Here is a 16,729-nt window from a genome sequence, read left to right on the forward strand (position 1 = left end):
TAAAACAGGACGGTTGTTCCCTCCGGGAACCATCCGTCCTGTCATGGTATTAACTATTCATCCTATTAAAGGGTTTAACCCTCCAGGCTGCTTTTTATCGGCAGCAGATCAGTGCAGGCGCGTTCAAGATACGGTTCCGCACCAAGAAAGTCACGGAATGCACTGTATTCGCGCCATTTGGCGGCATTGTCTCCGCTTGCGCTTTTGACAGCACGGATCAGGATGTTCTTCGGCGTATGTTCCATATCGATGAACTCCAGCAGTTGTGTCCGGTAGCCCATGAGGTCCAGGAGCTTCGCCCGGATCGCGTCGGTAGCGAGGGCGGAGAACCGCTCTTTCAGAATTCCGTGCGACAGCAGCGGATTCAGTACCTCACTTTCGATCTGGGCAAACAGCTCGTGCTGGCAGCAGGGAACTGACAGGATCACCGATGCGCCCCAGCGGACGGCTTTTTCCAGTGCAGCATCAGTAGCCGTATCGCAGGCATGAAGTGTTACGACCATATCGACCTGATCCAGCTCGTTATAGTCCGCAATATCACCAACCAGGAAGCGTAGCTTGTCGTAGCCGAGCCTTGACGCAAGCGCGCTGCAATGCTCAATGACATCGGCTTTGAGATCGAGTCCGACAATGTTCAGCTCCCGCTGCTCGCGGATGGCCAGATAATGATACAAGGCAAAGGTCAAATAGGATTTGCCGCAGCCAAAATCAACAATGGTCAATGGACGGCCAGCCGGCAGATCGTTAAGCACATCCTCCACCATCTCCAGGAACCTGTTGATCTGGCGGAACTTGTCGTATTTCTTAGCCAGCACCTTTCCTTCGCTGTTCATAATGCCCAGCTCCACCAGAAACGGCACAGGTTCTCCTTCATCCAGCACATACCGCTTGCGGCGGTTATGGGCCAAGTCCGGAGCCTCCTGCTTGCTCGGCGATTTGGTCAGAATCGAAACCTTGTACTTTTTACTGATCAACACTTGATAATCTGCCTCAATGGTACAGAGCAGTCCTTGGCGGAACGTCTCTCTCAGCAATGACATCAATTCCTCCGCAGCAGCCTCAGCCGGAATATTGCGGTGTTCAACCTTGGGACCGGTATAATAGGCAAACTGATAATTCAGCTTGCCCTTTAATTCCACAGGTTTCACCTGAACCTTGGTGTAGGGGGTCTCGCCTTTGCTGCGCAGCTGGCTAAGAGTTGCCGTAATCAGAGTACGGCCGCTTATGACTTGTTCAATCAATGCATTCAAAGATTCCACAGGGTACATCTCACTTTCGTCACGCAAAAATAAATTATAGCGTTATACATTTAGGTCATAGTTATTCATAACATGGGAGACAATTGTTCTCCTGAATTTTCTTAATGTAGTATAGCATTTTTTTAGTGGAACTGTAGCCGTCTCTCCCATTCATCCCTGCCTTCTCTAACCTCTTGTGCCGGAAGACCGCCGAGTTCCAGTTCCTCCGGGCTTTTCAGCAACAGACGGTCATACAGTTCTTTGCCTTCCCGGGCAACATTCTCCCCTTGCTCCCAGAGTCTGTAGAGGCTGTCCTCTGCTTTGGCATACCGCCCGATGGATTCCAAGTAGGTGAGCAGCAGCCGTTCTGTTTTTGCCGGAAGCCTATACGCCTGCGTTTCTATTAACAGCTCATCAATGTCAGCCGGCATCTGCAGCAATTCACGTTCTGCACCATGAAGATCGGCGTACAAAAAAAGATGCAGTGCCCTCATCGCTCTGAACAAAGCCGCATCTTGGTTTCCAGCCGCAGCATAGATTTCTCCTTCTTCTTTAAGCAGCCGCGCCACACCCTGAAGCTTATCGGATTCCACAACGCCTCCAAGCAGATACATATCGATAATATCCTCTACGGACAGTGAATTCAGCAGCCGGGAATTCAGGCGGAAATGCCGGATCAGCAGCTCATCGACCTCCCACAAAGCTTCGGTTGTCTTTTTCTCCTGCTTAAGTGTCATTACCTTGGCAACCATCGCCGTCATATCCTCAATCATCCGCACGATGTAGTCTCTTCGGAACATATGGCACACTCCTTCCATAGCTGCAGCGCATGGACTGCTATGCTTCTCTTAACGGCCACCCCTTACGGCTGGGCTGCCCTTTGAATTCATCTTAAACCATTACACATCTATGCGCTACTTAACTAGCCTATGGCCGAAGAGATCAGGAATAGTGTTCCAATAACAGAGGCATCACCCGCGTAGTCTGGCGGGTGATGCCCCTGTAGGTTTTCTGTATGCTTAGCAAAAGGTCTTGCGGTTTGTTCCAATTTCTAGTTATGTGCGCACAGCCGCATGCACGTAATCCTTAATGATTTCCGACAAGCGTCCAGGAGCTTCATACATGCTCATATGTCCTACTCCTGGAATGGTCGCCTGGGTTACATTCGGTTTGTCCGAGGTAAACGTCCGTTCAGGGGGTACCTTACTGTCCTCTGCACCGGCTACCAGCAGCACCGGCAGCATTGTAGCTGAGATGACGTCGCGGCGGTCAGGACGCTCACGCATCGCCATCGCTGCACCCACCGCCCCTTGCGGAGGCGTTCTGTAACCGATCTCCTTCGTGCGCTCAAGCAGTTGCGGAGCGGCCCCTGGTGCAAAAAGACCTGGTACCAGACCATCCACAAACGCAAAGATTCCTTCATTCTGAATCGTGCTTACACTTTTCAGACGGTTCTCTTTGGCTTCTTCACTGTCCGGGTAGCCACTAGAGTGTATCAGCCCGAACCCTTTTAGACGGGATGCGTGACGCTGTGCAAAGGATAGAGTGATATATCCGCCAAGTGAATGCCCCAGCAGGTAACACTCCGGGATCTCAAGCGCATTAAGCAGTGATAGTACATCATCAGCCATCTGATCCACAGTATACGCCCCGAGCGGGGCATCCGAGGCCCCATGGCCCCGCAGGTCCGGAGCAATCACCCGATAATTACTGCTCAGAAACGGGATTACCTGCTCCCAATAAGCGGAGCTTCCACAGAAACCGTGCAGCAGCACAATAACGTCACCTTTGCCCTGATCACTGTAACAAATATTGCTTCCCTCACAACGAATGTTTTCCATGTCAGCTTCCCTCTTTCTATGTAATAGCCAAACGCGGCTCGCGGACAGCTAAACGATCCGAGGCTTGAGACGGTTTGCTTGTCTTAATTATTAAGCCATTTCTTCACTCTTGAAACGCTTTCCGGTCATCCATTCCGAATCCGGCCGCTGCAGCCAGGGCAATTTGCCCGGCCATTCCCATCACTCTGTTCAGCGGAGTACTCTGCAGTGTCCGGTAAGGACGTGGTCCGTTCACGTCTACAATGGCAGCCAAGCTGTAATGTCCCACAGCCGGAAGCATCAGTCCCACCGATTGTGCCGGACGCAGCGGCTCAGCAGCCGTCAGGAAATAGCCAAGCGATGCCGGAGGACCGAGACATGCGTCAATAGCAATAATAATCTGCCCTGCAGGAATCTCTGCTATCCGTACCTCCAGATTATCCGCGTCACAAGGTGACGGCAGCGTGCCGCTTACATGCGGAAATCCATGCTCCAAAAGTCGGCTTCCGGTCAGCGGTCCAAGCGCATCCCCAGTGGACCTGTCCGTACCTATGCACAAAAATGTGATCTGTTCCAGCGGATGCCGGAACGCGATCTCCCGGAAGAAGGAAGTCAGCCCGGAAGCATCCATTTTTTTGCGTTTTCTGCTCTCCTGCTCCCTGATTGCCAATCTCCCCGCCCCTTTCTACGATTCATTCCAAATATATTTCTATTAATTTAACATGATATCCATGGAATGGACAAAAAAATGGTGTTTGCACCCCCAAACATGATAGAATATTTGAATTAATATGCAGAGAGGACTGTTAACCCCAATGGATCTATCCCAGCCTACCCAGGAAAATGTTGAATATATGATTGAGGGCATTAAAAGCAAGCTGAAAATGGCAAGTGCTGCAGCCATGCAGGCTTCAGCCTTCTCGGTAAAGAATTATGAGGACATTCTTGATATTTACGAAGTGGCTATGGGCAGTGACAGACTAAGCATTTCCCAAGTCGAAGCGCTGGTTTCCGAACTCGGACGCCTACGGGCGAAATAAAAAATGTGATACAAGTACGAACAAGAGTCCCATGCCTTACGGCCATCAGCAGATGGACACCTAAGGCATGGGACTCTCTTTGACTTGCTGAAAGTTGAATCTAAGGAAGGTCAATCAGCAGGAACTCCGCGCTCATGTCACTGCCCGTTCCTTTCAAATTCAGATCGCAGCTTTTGCGGATGCGGGCCGCATCGCCCGGCTGAAGGTGGAACGTTCCGTCCGGGCACGAGATCTCCAAATTGCCGGAAATAAGGTAGATATGCGTCCGCCTCTCTTCACGTTGAAGGAACTTCAGCTCCCGGTTCGTTTCCAGAGAAGACAGATAGATCGTTATATTCTCATGGATCTCAAGCGCACCTTCTTCCCCCTTTCCTGAAACTACAGGCAGAAGGGTATTGGTCTTATGCTCAACTGGATAGAACTTCGCGTCCCATTTGGGCTGCCGGCCCGGCTGATCCGGGAGCAGCCAAATTTGCAGAAAACGCGTATTGTCAGTGTCCGACGGATTGGTCTCGGAATGATTAATGCCCGTACCTGCGCTCATGATCTGAATGCTGCCGCCCTGAAGCTCGGCATGATTGCCCTGATCATCCTGATGTTTCAACACTCCAGAAACTACATAAGTGATAATCTCCAGATCATGATGCGGATGCTCATGCATTCCCTGCCCCGGTCTAAGCTCATTATCGTTATGGGCCAGCAGTGCCCCAAAGTGCGCATTGCTTGGATCATCGTAATCGGCAAAAGAAAAGCTGAATTCACTGTGTATCCATTCTTTATTCGAAGTATGGCGCTCTGCTGAAGTAATGACTTTGATCATAATTGCGTGCACCTCCAATGATGTATGAATCTTATCCTCAAATACAAGGGCGCTGTAATTATGTATTCCTTACCCTCTTCCTTTCTTTGTCAATCAAGGAAGCCAGAATGGTTTGTTTTGATTTTAAAGTTTCGGCAGTTTGTAAAGTCGCAAAATCCCCCGTTTTTATCACAATAGGTCTCTTAACATCACAAATGCTGAAGCATGCTCCGGGAATCTTTGCCGTCCTTCTTTGCTGTTTCAGCCCATACGCCCAAGTTTATATACGAAGTAAGAACGTTCAGGCCACCCTGAAATCCGGTTACCGGCGGCGAGGGAAACCATCTACACTATATGCTCTACTCCCTGCCGCCAGGAACTGGAATACAATAATCGAATGAGGAGTGATTGGTTATGAATAAAGCAGAGACAGAATATCCGGTAGAGAGCGGAAACACATTTTTCAAAGGTATTTTCATCGGAGGTTTGATTGGAGCTGCCGCAGCATTGCTGTTCGCTCCTAAGCCAGGCCGTGAAATGCGCAGTGACTTGTCTGAGAAATTCTCGACCGCTACGGACAAAACCAAAGAGGTTGCAGGTGTAGTAACGGATAAAACCAAAACGATTGCTGCTACTGCCCTAGAAAAGACTACTGACCTTGCCAGCACGGTATCCGCCAAAGCTTCTGATATTTTCACTACAGTCAGTGACAGTAAACAACAAATTGCCGCTACGTTATCCGAAACAGGTAAAAAAATCGGCGAAACCGTAGGAAGCGCATCCGCAGATATCATTTCTGATGTCAAAGACGCTTCAAAGGACGTTGCCGAGGAAGCCTCCGCTTCTTCCAAGGATATATCGGATACGGCACAGGAAGCCAAGGAAGAAGTTAAGGCTTCTTATAAATCTTCTTACTAAAAGCGGTGATCCGCGGCTTGATCTAAATCCGGAAACAGCCAGCTCACTTGCAGCTGGCTGTTGTTATGTAACATTTGTTTAATTATCAAAGTCCGGTTACGGGCTATAGAAAGCAGGTAACCTTATGGGAGATGCGGGGAACAACACGAAAACCTACGATGTAGAGGAGCATCCCTTCGAGCTTAGGCATGAAGTGAAACGGCTAAACGCCAGGCTTGACAAAATTGCCGATTCGCTGGAAAAATCGGAATTTAAGGATATCCTTGAAAACTATACGGACCCTAAAAAACGGATTATCACCAATCTCATGGCCGGCATATCCCGTGGTCTGGGACTCTCCCTTGGCACCTTTGTGATTCTGGGCTTACTGGGCTATATTCTCAGTCTGTTCCTGAATGTGCCGGTAATCGGAGAATACCTCGGAGAGATCAAGAAGTACATTGATGCCAACAGCTGATCCATTTAAATAATGATATATATAAAATGGACATGCCCTCCCCGCACGGGAATCAGGCATGTCCATTTTGTTATAACCCAAATTTATATTAATAGGATGAATTCGCCATAATCTGCTTCAGCTTTTCTGTAGCCCGCTTTTGAATCCGTGATACGCTCATTTGCGACACTCCAAGCTTCTGGGCGATGGCACGTTGGGATTGCCCGTCCTGGAAAGCCAGCAGCAACACCTGCTGTTCCTGTTCCTTAAGCTGCCCGAGGGCCTGCTGCAAATCCATGCGTTTCTCTACGGTCTCATAATCATTGGCTTCAGAGCTGATAATCTCACCAAGTGTAGCCCCTGTCTCCTCTTGGGATAGAGGCGAATCCAGGGATACGTAATGGTAGCATTCTCGACCGGCTAGTACTTCCACAGTTTCTTCTACGGTAAGATCAAGATAATGAGCAATTTCCTCTACGGCAGGTGAACGTTCCAATCTGATGGTTAGCTCATCAATCGCCTGCTGGACAAGGGCACCTTTTTCTTTGATCCTTCTAGGAACCTGTATGTACCAGGATTTATCGCGCAGGTAATTTTTCATGTGCCCGATCATGCTTTTCATGGCATACGGTTCAAAAGGAATTCCCAGACTGATGTCGTATTGTTGCAGCAGCCTAATCAGCGCCATTTGTCCTACCTGATATAAGTCTTCGTACAGATCTGGACGGTTGCGGGCAATTTTACCGGCAGCCATCTTCACCATGGGTTCATATTTACGGATCAAAACTGTTGCAATTTCATTATCTTTGGTCTGCTGGTATTCCCAGATCAGACTTACCGCTTCGTTCATGGACTCGGGGGGAGTCACTTTTTCGTTCATACTTTCTCCTCGCTGAAATTAAGCCGCTTGGTCAGGGTGACGACTGTCCCTCTCCCTGCTTCGCTCACTACGCTAACGTCATCCATGAGCGCTTGCATTAAATAAAAGCCCAGCCCGCCTACCTGAACATCATTCAGCTCTTTATCATGCAGCGTCATACGTTCCTCGGACTCTTCCAATCCGTCAAAGCTCTCCCCCTCATCTTTGACGGTGATGGACAAGGCTCGTGTTCCAACTTCAAAGATTACATCAACCATCCCGTCTTCCTGCCCGTAAGCGTAAAGAACCGAATTGTTGCATGCTTCGGATACAGCCACTTTCATATCCTCAATGTCTTCATAAGTAAAGCCCATTTTGGAGGCAATGCCATATAAATTCAGTCTGACGATATCGACATATTCTGCACTTGCGGGTAACTGAAGAACTACTTTTTGCACGTCATCACTCATCCTTAGTTCGATCCTTTCCTAGTGGGAATTCTCTTGGGGGGCAAAAAACTTGGAGATTCCTGTCATATCAAATAGCTTCTGTATTTGCGGCGGAACTTCCTCAACTGAAAACTTAACGTCCATTCCATGTCTTGCTTTGAGAATCGAGAGCAGAATACCAATGCCTGTGCTGTCGATATATCTCAATTCCTTCAGATTAATCACTAGGTCAAGCCCAGTATCCCCTACCAGTGGTTCCATCACCAGACGAAAGTCGGGAGCTACCGACAAATCGAGCTCGCCAACTAAGTAAACCGTGCATACATTGCCTTCTGTTTCGGTTCTTGCGTGGAACTTTTCGCTTTTATTTGTATTCATAGACAATCTCTCCTGATAAATGTTTTCTTTACCAATAACCCTAAAGCTATACGGTTGAAACAAAAAACGCCACATTCATACATTGGTACTTAATGGATTATGCCTTGAAAAGTGAGGTGTTCCGTTTCTCAGCCGGATTGTCACTGGAGGCATAACGTAAAATTATTTGTTTCAAGCTGCTCATTTTCAGCGGCTTGCTGATATACCCATCCATTCCAGCAGCAGAACAGCGGTTCTGGACCCCCTCCATTACATTCGCGGTCATCGCAATAATGACAGCATGGGTAGCATTATGTCCAGAGCCCTGCCTGATTCTGGAGGTGGCCGTCAATCCATCCATAACAGGCATCTGCAGGTCCATAAATATGAAATCATAATCCTCGCGGAGAGACAGCTCCACTGCCTGATGACCATCCTTGGCAACTGTGGAGTCATAGCCCAGCTTGTCCAGCATACTTACCATCAGGCGCTGATTGATCGGATGATCATCCACTACAAGGATCTTTTTCTGCCAATGTTGACCGGTTTCTACAGCAGGATGCTCCTCCTCCTGAAAGGTTCTTCCAAGTTCATCATCCGGCACTGTGGTCTTAATTGTAAAAACAAAGGTCGCCCCTTTTTCCTCCATGGATTCCACACGGATTTCACCGCCCATCATTCCAACCAGGGATTTGCAGATGGCCAGTCCCAGACCTGTGCCGCCGTATTTGCGCGTCATAGAGGAATCCAGCTGAGAAAACGGCTGGAACAGCCGGTCACATTTTTCCGGAGAAATCCCAATGCCTGTATCCTTAATGGTGAATTCTACGGTCATCTTATGATCTTCCGAAGACACCCTGGAGGCTACAAGGTAAACACCGCCTTGATTGGTAAATTTAACGGCATTCGCGACTAAATTGATTAATACCTGACGCAAACGGGCCATATCCCCGTAAATCAGCCTAGGCAGCTTTTGGTCAATAAAATAGGCCAGTTCAAGATTTTTTTTGCCAGCTTCCGCAGAAAATAAGCTAAATACCTCCTGGATAGTGGTCTGTAGCTCAAATAACTGTTCTTCCATTTCCATTTTACCTGATTCCATCTTGGTGAAATCAAGAATATCGTTAATAACGGTAATGAGCGTATCGGCACTTTTGCGGATGATCTCCGTATACTCTTTCTGGTCTGGAGCAAGCTCCGTCTCCATGAGCAGGTCAATCATGCCCACCACACCGTTCATTGGCGTGCGAATCTCATGGCTCATCATAGCCAGGAATTCCGTCTTGGCTTTGGCGGCAATCTCCGCCTCTTCCTTAGCTTTGGTCAGTTCTCCGTTAATTCTCTCCAGCTCTTGCGTCTTTTGCTGCAGCAGCATGGTCTGCATCTGATGCTTTTTGGTCGTAAGGTGCATATCGACGAAGCCTTCGATTTTGGACTTCAGAATTTGGGGGATGAAGGGCTTGACCATATAATCAATCGCACCAGCCGAATATCCCGCAAACAGATGCTCCGCCTCTTTGCTGTTGGCTGAGATGAAAATAATTGGAATATCCTTTGTCTTCTCTCTGGCTTTGATCAATTTGGCAGTTTCAATTCCATCCATACCCGGCATCTGTACGTCCAGTACAATCACTGCAAATTCATATCTTAATAAACACCGCAGTGCTTCTTCACCGGAATTCGCTTTGACAAGCTTATAATGCTGGCTTTCAAGCACTGCTTCCAGCGCCAGCAGATTCTCAGGACGGTCATCGACAAGCAGTATATGAATCGGTTCTTGAACCCCCATTGGCCCCTCCTCACCCGCTATTTGTTCTTACGGTATATTTTTTCCACTCTGTCCAGGGGCTCATAACTGTCACTGAACCTGGTAAAATGTATAGACTCTTTGGAGCCCAGTACCAGAACTCCGAAACGGCTTAAGCTTTCATGGAACAAGCCATGCACATGATCCCTGAGTTCGTCATTGAAATAGATCATGACATTCCGGCAAAATATTACATTGAACTCATTAAAAGAGGTATCTGTAGCCAGATTGTGCTCTGCAAAAATAATATTTTTGCGCAAATAAGGCTGCAGAATCACAGAATTATATTTCGCTGTATAATATTCGGAGAATGCGCGGGTCCCTCCCGCTTCCATGTAATTCTTGGTATACTGCTTCATCTTACTGATCTCGTATACCCCTTCTTTGGCCTGCTGCAGGGAGCGTGCATTCATGTCCGTGGCATAAATGCGCGCCTTGTCGTACAGCCCTTCCTCATGCAGGAGGATGGCCATGGAATACACTTCTTCTCCGGTGGAGCACCCGGCATGCCAGATCCGGATATAGGGATAGGTCCGAAGGAGCGGGATGACCTTCTGACGGAAGGTCAGGAAGAGGCCGGGGTCCCGAAACATCTCCGTTACCGGAATGGACAAGCTGTATACAAACCGTTCAAAACAGTCCCGGTTATGCAGCACTTTCTCCTGCAGGGCGGAAATGCTGGGTACATTCTCCGTATGCACATGATGCCAGATCCGCCGCCTCAGGGAAGGCAGCGCATAATTCCTGAAATCATATCCGTAAAGGCGGTGTACACCGCTGAGAAGCAGTTCAATTTCAATCTGCTCAAGCTCCTGTTTGATCCCGGTCTGGGCAGATTGCTCTTCATACCCGTGTTCCATAGCTGTCATTATTATCAAGGCTCCCTTGCACCTAACGTATCTCCGGATGGGTTGTAATTTAGTACTGTAATCCTATTACCCCAAAAGCGGGCTTACGAATACAACCACACACGCATTAGAGAAAGAAGCTGCTCAGTACTGATAGGTTTCTTCATATAATCAGAGGCGCCGGCTTCTATACACTTGGCCCGGTCCTCTTTCATTGCCTTAGCCGTAAGCGCAATAATGGGCAGTTTCTGATATTGCGGCATCTGTCTGATCCGGCGCATGGCCTCATATCCGTCCATTTCCGGCATCATCATATCCATCAGCACCAGATCAAAATCCTCCTGCTCCACCAGCATGTCCAGCGCCTCACGGCCGTTCTCTGCAAACTTAACTTCCATATGATACCCTTCCAGCACACTGGAAAGGGCGAATACATTGCGGATATCATCATCAACCAGCAATATTTTTTTACCGTCGAACAGTTCTTCTTTATTGTGCAGCTTTTGCAGGATTTTACGCTTGTCTTCAGGAAGATTGGCTTCCACCCGATGCAGGAACAACGTGGTTTCATCCAACAGTCTTTCCGGTGAACGCACATCCTTAATAATAATAGATTCAGCATACTTGCGCAGCTTAGTTTCTTCCTTGCTGTCCAGGTCCTTGCCGGTATAGATAATAATCGGCAGATCATTTAGATCTTCATCATCACGAATCTGGTCCAGCAGCTCGAAACCGGTCATATCGTCCAGCATCAGATCGAGAACCATACAGTCATATCTTTGCTTACGAAGCTCGCTCAGCGCTTCATGCCCAGTGGAAACTGCGGTGATGGCTACATCATCATGCCCGATAAGCTCCATGATGGAGCGGCGCTGAGTAGCGTCATCCTCTACAATCAGCAAATGCTTCAGGGTACTGGCTGTATAGTTCTCAATTTGTGAAAATGCACGGTCCAGTGCTTCTCTTGAGGATGGCTTTCTTAAGTAAGCCATCGCCCCCATCATCAATCCCTGCTTCACTTCATCATTCACAGAAATCACATGAACAGGAATATGGCGGGTCTGTGAAGAGCCCTTGAGCTCCCGCAGAATCGCCCAACCATCCAGAACTGGAAGCTGGATATCCAGGATAATGGCATCCGGCAGATACGTCTGGGCCATAGTCAGGCCAATATCTCCCTGAAGGGCTACCAGACCCTTGAAACCGCGGCTCCGGGCCATATCAAGCAGAATCTTGGCGAACTTCTCATCATCTTCAATAATCAGCAGGATCTTATCCTTGGAAGACAAATGATCACGGTCATCCTCCATGATAATAGGCTCCATAGGCGCAGCTGGAATGTCTTCTGTACGTTCTATCCGGTACTCGCTGTTATATTGAGATATCACCGAAACCTCACGCTCCCGGGAGGCTGCAGCCTCGAGCACTCCAGGAAGGAGGCTGTAATGACCTTTAACCGGCAAGTACAAGGTGAAAATACTGCCTTGACCTTCACGCGATTCCAGTCCAATGGCTCCACCCATAAGACGTGCAAGTTCCCGGCTAATCGATAGTCCCAGTCCGGTACCGCCATATTTGCGGCTGGTTGTTCCATCCACCTGCTGGAACGCTTCAAAGACAATGTCTGTCTTGTCTGCAGGAATCCCAATCCCGCTATCCTTCACAGAAATCGCAATATATTCGAACTCATGCGGAAGGAAGGCGGGCAGATGCTCCTTATTTGCGGCGCTTACCGCAAATTCCACAAAGCCCTCACTCGTGAACTTGAAGGCGTTGGACAGCAGATTCCGCAGAATTTGCTTCAGCCGGTGACCGTCTGTGAAGAGGGAATCCGGCAACGGCTCATCGAACAAAAGGCGCAAAGACAATCCTTTTTTCACAGCCTGCGGTGCAAAATTCTGCTTCACGAAGGTTTTCAGCTCAGTTAGAGGTATTTCCTCATAATTTAGCTCCATTTTGCCGGCGTCCACTTTGGAGAGATCAAGAATCTCATCAATCATTTTAAGCAGATCCGCGCCAGACATATAAATCGTATGCGCAAATTCCACCTGCTTCTCCGTCAGATTCCCATCCTTATTCTCTGTAAGCAGCTGGGATAGAATCAGCAGACTGTTGAGTGGAGTGCGCAGTTCATGTGACATATTGGCCAGAAACTCGGATTTATATTTACTGGTTACGGCAAGCTGCATCGCCTGCTTCTCCAACTGGCTGCGGGCATGCTCGATTTCGTCCTTCTTCTCCTCCACCTCCTGCACCTGGTCCTCCAATGCACGGGTCTTAGCGATCAACTCGGTATTGTAATGCTCCAATTCTCCCTGCTGCCGCTGCAGTAATTCTTGAGAGCGTCGAAGCGCATCCGTCTGCTCCTCCAGATTCTCATTGGAGCGGCGAAGCTCTTCCTGCTGTGTCTGCAGCTCCTCCGACTGGCATTGCAATTCTTCAGTAAGCGCCTGGGATTCCCGGAGCAGCTCCTCCACTACAAGCTGGCGGCTGATATTATTTAGAATCACACCCATGCTGATTGCAAGCTGATGCAGCAATTCATTCTGCAGGACACTAAATGGAGTAAAGGAGGCAAATTCAAGAACCCCCATCAATTCATCTTCGAAGAGGACCGGATAGATCAGAATATGATCCGGATGCGAACCCCCAAAACCGGATGTGACAGAAATATAGTCCTCCGGTGCCTCTATAAGCTTGATTGGAGTTTTATCCAGCGCGCTTTGCCCCACAAGCCCTTGACCCATTTCAAAGCTTGCTTTGAGTTTGGCGCTGCCCTCTCCCGCATAAGATGCGCTACTGACAAGCAGATTAGGATTGTTCTGATCCTTCAGGTAGATTGCCCCATATTGTGCACCAAGCACCGGGGTGAACTCACCAATGAAGGTCTGGGTCACCTGTTCCAGCGAATTGACGCCACGCAGAAGATCTGTTACACGGGCAATATTTGCGTTGAGCCAAGCCTGATCGCTCTGCGCCTGCGCATAGGCCTTCTCCATCTCCTGCTTCTGTTCAAGATCTTTGGCCATGTTCTGAAATACCCGGGCGACATCCCCAATCTCATCTTTGGAGGTAACCCTGATTCGGCGGATAGCCCTCATTTTGCCGTTGCCGAAGCTCTTAATCATCATGGAAACGACATTAAGCCCTCGTGTGATGCTTGGAATCACCCATAGAATAACCCCAAGCCCCAGCAGCAGCCCTATAACCATAATTAAGGTCACCATCTGGATGGAGCTCTCATAAGCCTTCTTAGCGTTGGTATTCTCCTCCGTCATTCTGAATGCGTTGTAATCCGACAGGGCATTCAGGCTGTTCAGCACCTCTTCCTGAATGTTCTGCCCTTCTGCATTCCGGTAGGCGTTGGCATTCTGAAAATAGCCGGCGGAAAGCATATCAAGCACTTTGTTCTGATAATTTATATAACCCGAATAGGCTGATTCAATCCGTTTCAGCAGCTGCATTTCTTCTGTTGTTTCCATCGAATCTTCGATATTCTGGAGGTACCCTCCGGCTTTTTTGACTTTAGCCTCAAGCTCGCTTTTTTGGGAACCAACCGAGAGCTTGTCCGCATTGAGCATGGAGGTCGTCAGTATACGCGCCATATCGTTCACTTCACCCCGGAGTCCGGAGGATGAGCGGCCCTTGCTGTACCTGTCCTGAAAGCTGTCCAGCTGGCTGCTCATATTATTAAGCCGGTCGTATCCAATGAAGGTTAACAAAAGCATAATGGCCAGCATTGCGCTGAAGCCGATCAGCAGTTTAGCCTTTATTTTCATTCCGGATCTGTTCCTTTCTTCAGCGAAATCCATACCAGGCATTTGTCATCATCACGTTCCTGGTCAGGAACGTCATGGAAGAAGGAGGCGCGCATCAGCTGCTCGTGCCACTCATGCCCTCCGTTCAAATAACCAACCATAAAATCCAGCTGTTCTTCTTGTCCGCCCTCTGACATTTCGAGCAGCCCGTCGGTATAGAGCACCAAGTGGCCTTCATCCTCAAAGGTCAGCGTTTGCGGCTCAATATCAATGCTGTCAAATAGGCCAACCGGATGACAGTTGCTCTCCAGCAAAACAGGACTTAGGGAGCCGCCTTCGAAGAAGAGCCCCGGCGGGTGCCCCGCGTTCACGTAATCAATACGCTTCATCCGGGTATCTATAACCAGATAAATCGCCGTAAAATAATACTGCACCAGCTGTTTCTCAATATATAACTGGTTAAACCGCCGGTTCAACTCTTGAATAACTTTCTCCGGCTGCACATACGTCGTTACGGTATCCTTGAGTACAGAAGCAAGGAACATGCAGAATAGGGACGAGGAAATACCATGTCCCATCATATCCAGCAGAATAACAGCATACCGGCCGTCTCCAAGCGGATACCAAGCATACAAGTCACCTGCAAGCTCTGCTGAGGGCTGGTAAAGGGCATGAACTTCAAAAGCCTCTTCCTTGAGCGGCAGACTCAGGACTGCATTTTGTACCAAAGCAGCCAGCTTCAGCTCATCCTGTATCCGCTGGTCCCGCTCCACATGCCAATCCTTTTCGCGCTTTAAGCGGAGGGCCAGCCGGATACGTGCCATCAGTTCAACCTTGTTAATCGGCTTGGTCACATAATCTACAGCACCCGCATCAAGCGCTTCAGCCAATTTCTTGGAGTCACCAACCGCAGTAACCATAATAATCGGGATATCTCTCAGATGCTCATATTGCTGGACTACCCGGCAGGCCTCAATTCCATCCATTTCCGGCATCATCATGTCCAGCAGAATCAAGTCAATATCCGACTGTCTCGGCCGCTTGTCTTCAGTCCCTGTGCCGATCCCCAGCAGCTGTAGCATCTCTTTGGCTGAAGCTGCAGTTATAAAGTTCCGGTAATCTTCCTTCTTTAGAATTTCACGGATTATGATTACGTTAGTCGGATTATCGTCTACGATTAAAATTCTCAATTTTTCTTCACCCCGCACGAATAGTATTTCAACCGTAAAATTCAGAAATATTCAACTCTATCATACGATATCTAAAAGTCCAGTTTCCATAAAGCAAGGTATTGGAATGAATCCATGTACTTGTATTCAACAAAGTAACCTCCAGCCCCACCACTTGCAGTGGGACTGGAGGTTACGCTATTGGACTATAGGTCTCTCCATGTGAATGCCATCGAATTAATGCAGGTTTTTTTTGGCGATAACAAGAACCTTGCCCGTATCAAGCTCTTTCTCGTAAAAGCCAGCTTCTGCTGCACTGAAACCTAGTGAAGTAATCTTGTTGCGGAGTGCATCACCCCGTGAACGAAACATGTTGGCAATGGAGCCGAACAGCCCCTCTTCGTGTAAACCTACCTCATTCGCATCTGCCGCATCCACAATTCGGCCTTCGCGATCCGCATTATGGCTGATCACATAAATGTCATCCCTAGTGTAACCACTATCGCGCAGCCGATTCACTTCTTCTATCGCCTGAATACCATTCTCAAGCAACTTGGCATAAGCCTGCGTACGGATTGAATCCATGAAATCACGCTCCTTGTATTATATAAGAGGGCAACGCTAAAAAGATGACTGACTTTCATTAACCATCTTTCCACGCGTTTGAAACGCCTCAAGAAGAATTCCCGTCAAACAAATCAATACCGTTCCATTCACCTGTCTGTGAATTGCGGTATATCTTAAGTGCGGTGCTTCCTCTCATATATACATCCCCGTCTTCAGCTACAAAATCCGGAGAGCCCAGGAGTTCAGGCAGATTATTCTTCTGCGGTTCAATCCGCTGTCCATTCAAGTACAGTCCGTATTCCCCCGCTTCAGCCGGAGTGACATGCACGTATAGAACAGCCCCATCACAAATTCCGGCGGACATATCCGAATAATGGTACTCCTCGCACCCCTGCCAAGGATCCGGGGTAACAGAGAGCGGCGTACCTTTAACCTGCAGCAGCTCCTCTTCCGGCATATACAAGGGCACCCCGGCAAGGGAATCAAAGGCAGTGATATAGGGGCTGGCATTTACACTGTGCTCAGTAGCGAGCACTACCGGCGACTGCGGGAACAACCAAGCGGCAGGAACAGACTCCTTCTGCGGAGATACAGATAAATAGGGAGACAGGAGACTTAGCAAAAGAAGGATAACGTTCATGGAGCATCCCGCCTTTCATGTTCT

General features: G+C 48.6%; 17 protein-coding genes. 3 read left to right on the top strand and 14 right to left on the bottom strand.

Annotated features, from left to right (window positions below):
- Nucleotides 1-74 precede the first annotated feature (74 nt).
- The 4 genes from A3848_RS10780 to yyaC form a co-directional block, all read right to left on the bottom strand.
- A complete protein-coding gene (locus tag A3848_RS10780; protein WP_074084971.1) occupies nucleotides 75-1,268 on the bottom strand; it encodes a class I SAM-dependent methyltransferase in 1,194 nt (397 codons plus the stop codon).
- Nucleotides 1,269-1,381: 113 nt separating this feature from the next.
- Nucleotides 1,382-2,038 carry a DUF6483 family protein gene (locus tag A3848_RS10785; RefSeq protein WP_074084972.1) on the bottom strand — a complete coding sequence of 219 codons (657 nt, stop codon included), beginning with the start codon at nucleotides 2,036-2,038 and terminating at the stop codon, nucleotides 1,382-1,384.
- Nucleotides 2,039-2,293: 255 nt separating this feature from the next.
- Nucleotides 2,294-3,079 (bottom strand): alpha/beta fold hydrolase, encoded by a 786-nt coding sequence (locus A3848_RS10790; RefSeq protein WP_074084973.1) that lies wholly within the window; start codon nucleotides 3,077-3,079, stop codon nucleotides 2,294-2,296.
- 103 nt (nucleotides 3,080-3,182) lie between these two features.
- A complete protein-coding gene (yyaC, locus tag A3848_RS10795) occupies nucleotides 3,183-3,689 on the bottom strand; it encodes a spore protease YyaC (RefSeq protein ID WP_083612079.1) in 507 nt (168 codons plus the stop codon).
- Between the two features lie 184 nt (nucleotides 3,690-3,873).
- Here yyaC and A3848_RS10800 point away from each other — a divergent pair, with 184 nt between their 5' ends.
- Complete coding sequence (locus A3848_RS10800; RefSeq protein WP_074084975.1) at nucleotides 3,874-4,098, top strand: DUF1128 family protein; 225 nt, start codon at nucleotides 3,874-3,876, stop codon at nucleotides 4,096-4,098.
- Between the two features lie 100 nt (nucleotides 4,099-4,198).
- Here the strand turns inward: A3848_RS10800 and A3848_RS10805 are convergent, their stop codons facing one another.
- The gene (locus tag A3848_RS10805) at nucleotides 4,199-4,918 is read right to left on the bottom strand and encodes a pirin family protein (RefSeq protein WP_074084976.1); all 720 of its coding nucleotides are present in this window, start codon (nucleotides 4,916-4,918) and stop codon (nucleotides 4,199-4,201) included.
- A 393-nt stretch (nucleotides 4,919-5,311) separates the two neighbouring features.
- Here A3848_RS10805 and A3848_RS10810 point away from each other — a divergent pair, with 393 nt between their 5' ends.
- Entirely contained in the window at nucleotides 5,312-5,815 is a 504-nt protein-coding gene (locus A3848_RS10810) for a YtxH domain-containing protein (RefSeq protein WP_074084977.1), read from the top strand.
- A gap of 124 nt (nucleotides 5,816-5,939) precedes the next feature.
- On the top strand, nucleotides 5,940-6,272 hold the full coding sequence (locus tag A3848_RS10815) for a DUF5665 domain-containing protein (protein WP_074084978.1): 333 nt from the start codon (nucleotides 5,940-5,942) through the stop codon (nucleotides 6,270-6,272).
- Between the two features lie 88 nt (nucleotides 6,273-6,360).
- Here A3848_RS10815 and A3848_RS10820 read toward each other — a convergent pair whose 3' ends face one another.
- The 9 genes from A3848_RS10820 to A3848_RS10860 all read right to left on the bottom strand — a co-directional run bounded on the left by A3848_RS10820 (nucleotide 6,361) and on the right by A3848_RS10860 (nucleotide 16,705).
- Entirely contained in the window at nucleotides 6,361-7,131 is a 771-nt protein-coding gene (locus tag A3848_RS10820; RefSeq protein WP_074084979.1) for a sigma-70 family RNA polymerase sigma factor, read from the bottom strand.
- On the bottom strand, nucleotides 7,128-7,580 hold the full coding sequence (rsbW, locus tag A3848_RS10825) for an anti-sigma B factor RsbW (RefSeq protein WP_074084980.1): 453 nt from the start codon (nucleotides 7,578-7,580) through the stop codon (nucleotides 7,128-7,130). The genes A3848_RS10820 and rsbW overlap by 4 nt, the downstream gene beginning before the upstream one ends.
- An 18-nt stretch (nucleotides 7,581-7,598) precedes the next feature.
- The gene (locus tag A3848_RS10830; RefSeq protein WP_074084981.1) at nucleotides 7,599-7,937 is read right to left on the bottom strand and encodes an STAS domain-containing protein; all 339 of its coding nucleotides are present in this window, start codon (nucleotides 7,935-7,937) and stop codon (nucleotides 7,599-7,601) included.
- A 97-nt stretch (nucleotides 7,938-8,034) separates the two neighbouring features.
- Nucleotides 8,035-9,705, bottom strand: coding sequence for a response regulator (locus A3848_RS10835; RefSeq protein WP_074084982.1), 1,671 nt, complete (start codon nucleotides 9,703-9,705; stop codon nucleotides 8,035-8,037).
- A 17-nt stretch (nucleotides 9,706-9,722) separates the two neighbouring features.
- A complete protein-coding gene (locus A3848_RS10840) occupies nucleotides 9,723-10,592 on the bottom strand; it encodes a CheR family methyltransferase (protein WP_074084983.1) in 870 nt (289 codons plus the stop codon).
- Between the two features lie 83 nt (nucleotides 10,593-10,675).
- Nucleotides 10,676-14,350 (bottom strand): response regulator, encoded by a 3,675-nt coding sequence (locus A3848_RS10845; RefSeq protein ID WP_074084984.1) that lies wholly within the window; start codon nucleotides 14,348-14,350, stop codon nucleotides 10,676-10,678.
- Complete coding sequence (locus A3848_RS10850) at nucleotides 14,347-15,519, bottom strand: SpoIIE family protein phosphatase (protein ID WP_074084985.1); 1,173 nt, start codon at nucleotides 15,517-15,519, stop codon at nucleotides 14,347-14,349. Before A3848_RS10850 ends, A3848_RS10845 begins: the two co-directional genes overlap by 4 nt.
- Nucleotides 15,520-15,735: 216 nt before the next feature.
- The gene (locus A3848_RS10855; protein ID WP_074084986.1) at nucleotides 15,736-16,083 is read right to left on the bottom strand and encodes a YflT domain-containing protein; all 348 of its coding nucleotides are present in this window, start codon (nucleotides 16,081-16,083) and stop codon (nucleotides 15,736-15,738) included.
- A gap of 88 nt (nucleotides 16,084-16,171) precedes the next feature.
- Nucleotides 16,172-16,705: a hypothetical protein gene (locus A3848_RS10860; RefSeq protein ID WP_074084987.1), complete on the bottom strand. Its 534-nt coding sequence runs from the start codon at nucleotides 16,703-16,705 to the stop codon at nucleotides 16,172-16,174.
- Nucleotides 16,706-16,729 lie beyond the last annotated feature (24 nt).

The sequence above is a fragment of the Paenibacillus sp. P32E genome, from assembly GCF_001909085.1.
GTDB classification, from domain to species: domain Bacteria; phylum Bacillota; class Bacilli; order Paenibacillales; family Paenibacillaceae; genus Paenibacillus_AQ; species Paenibacillus_AQ helianthi.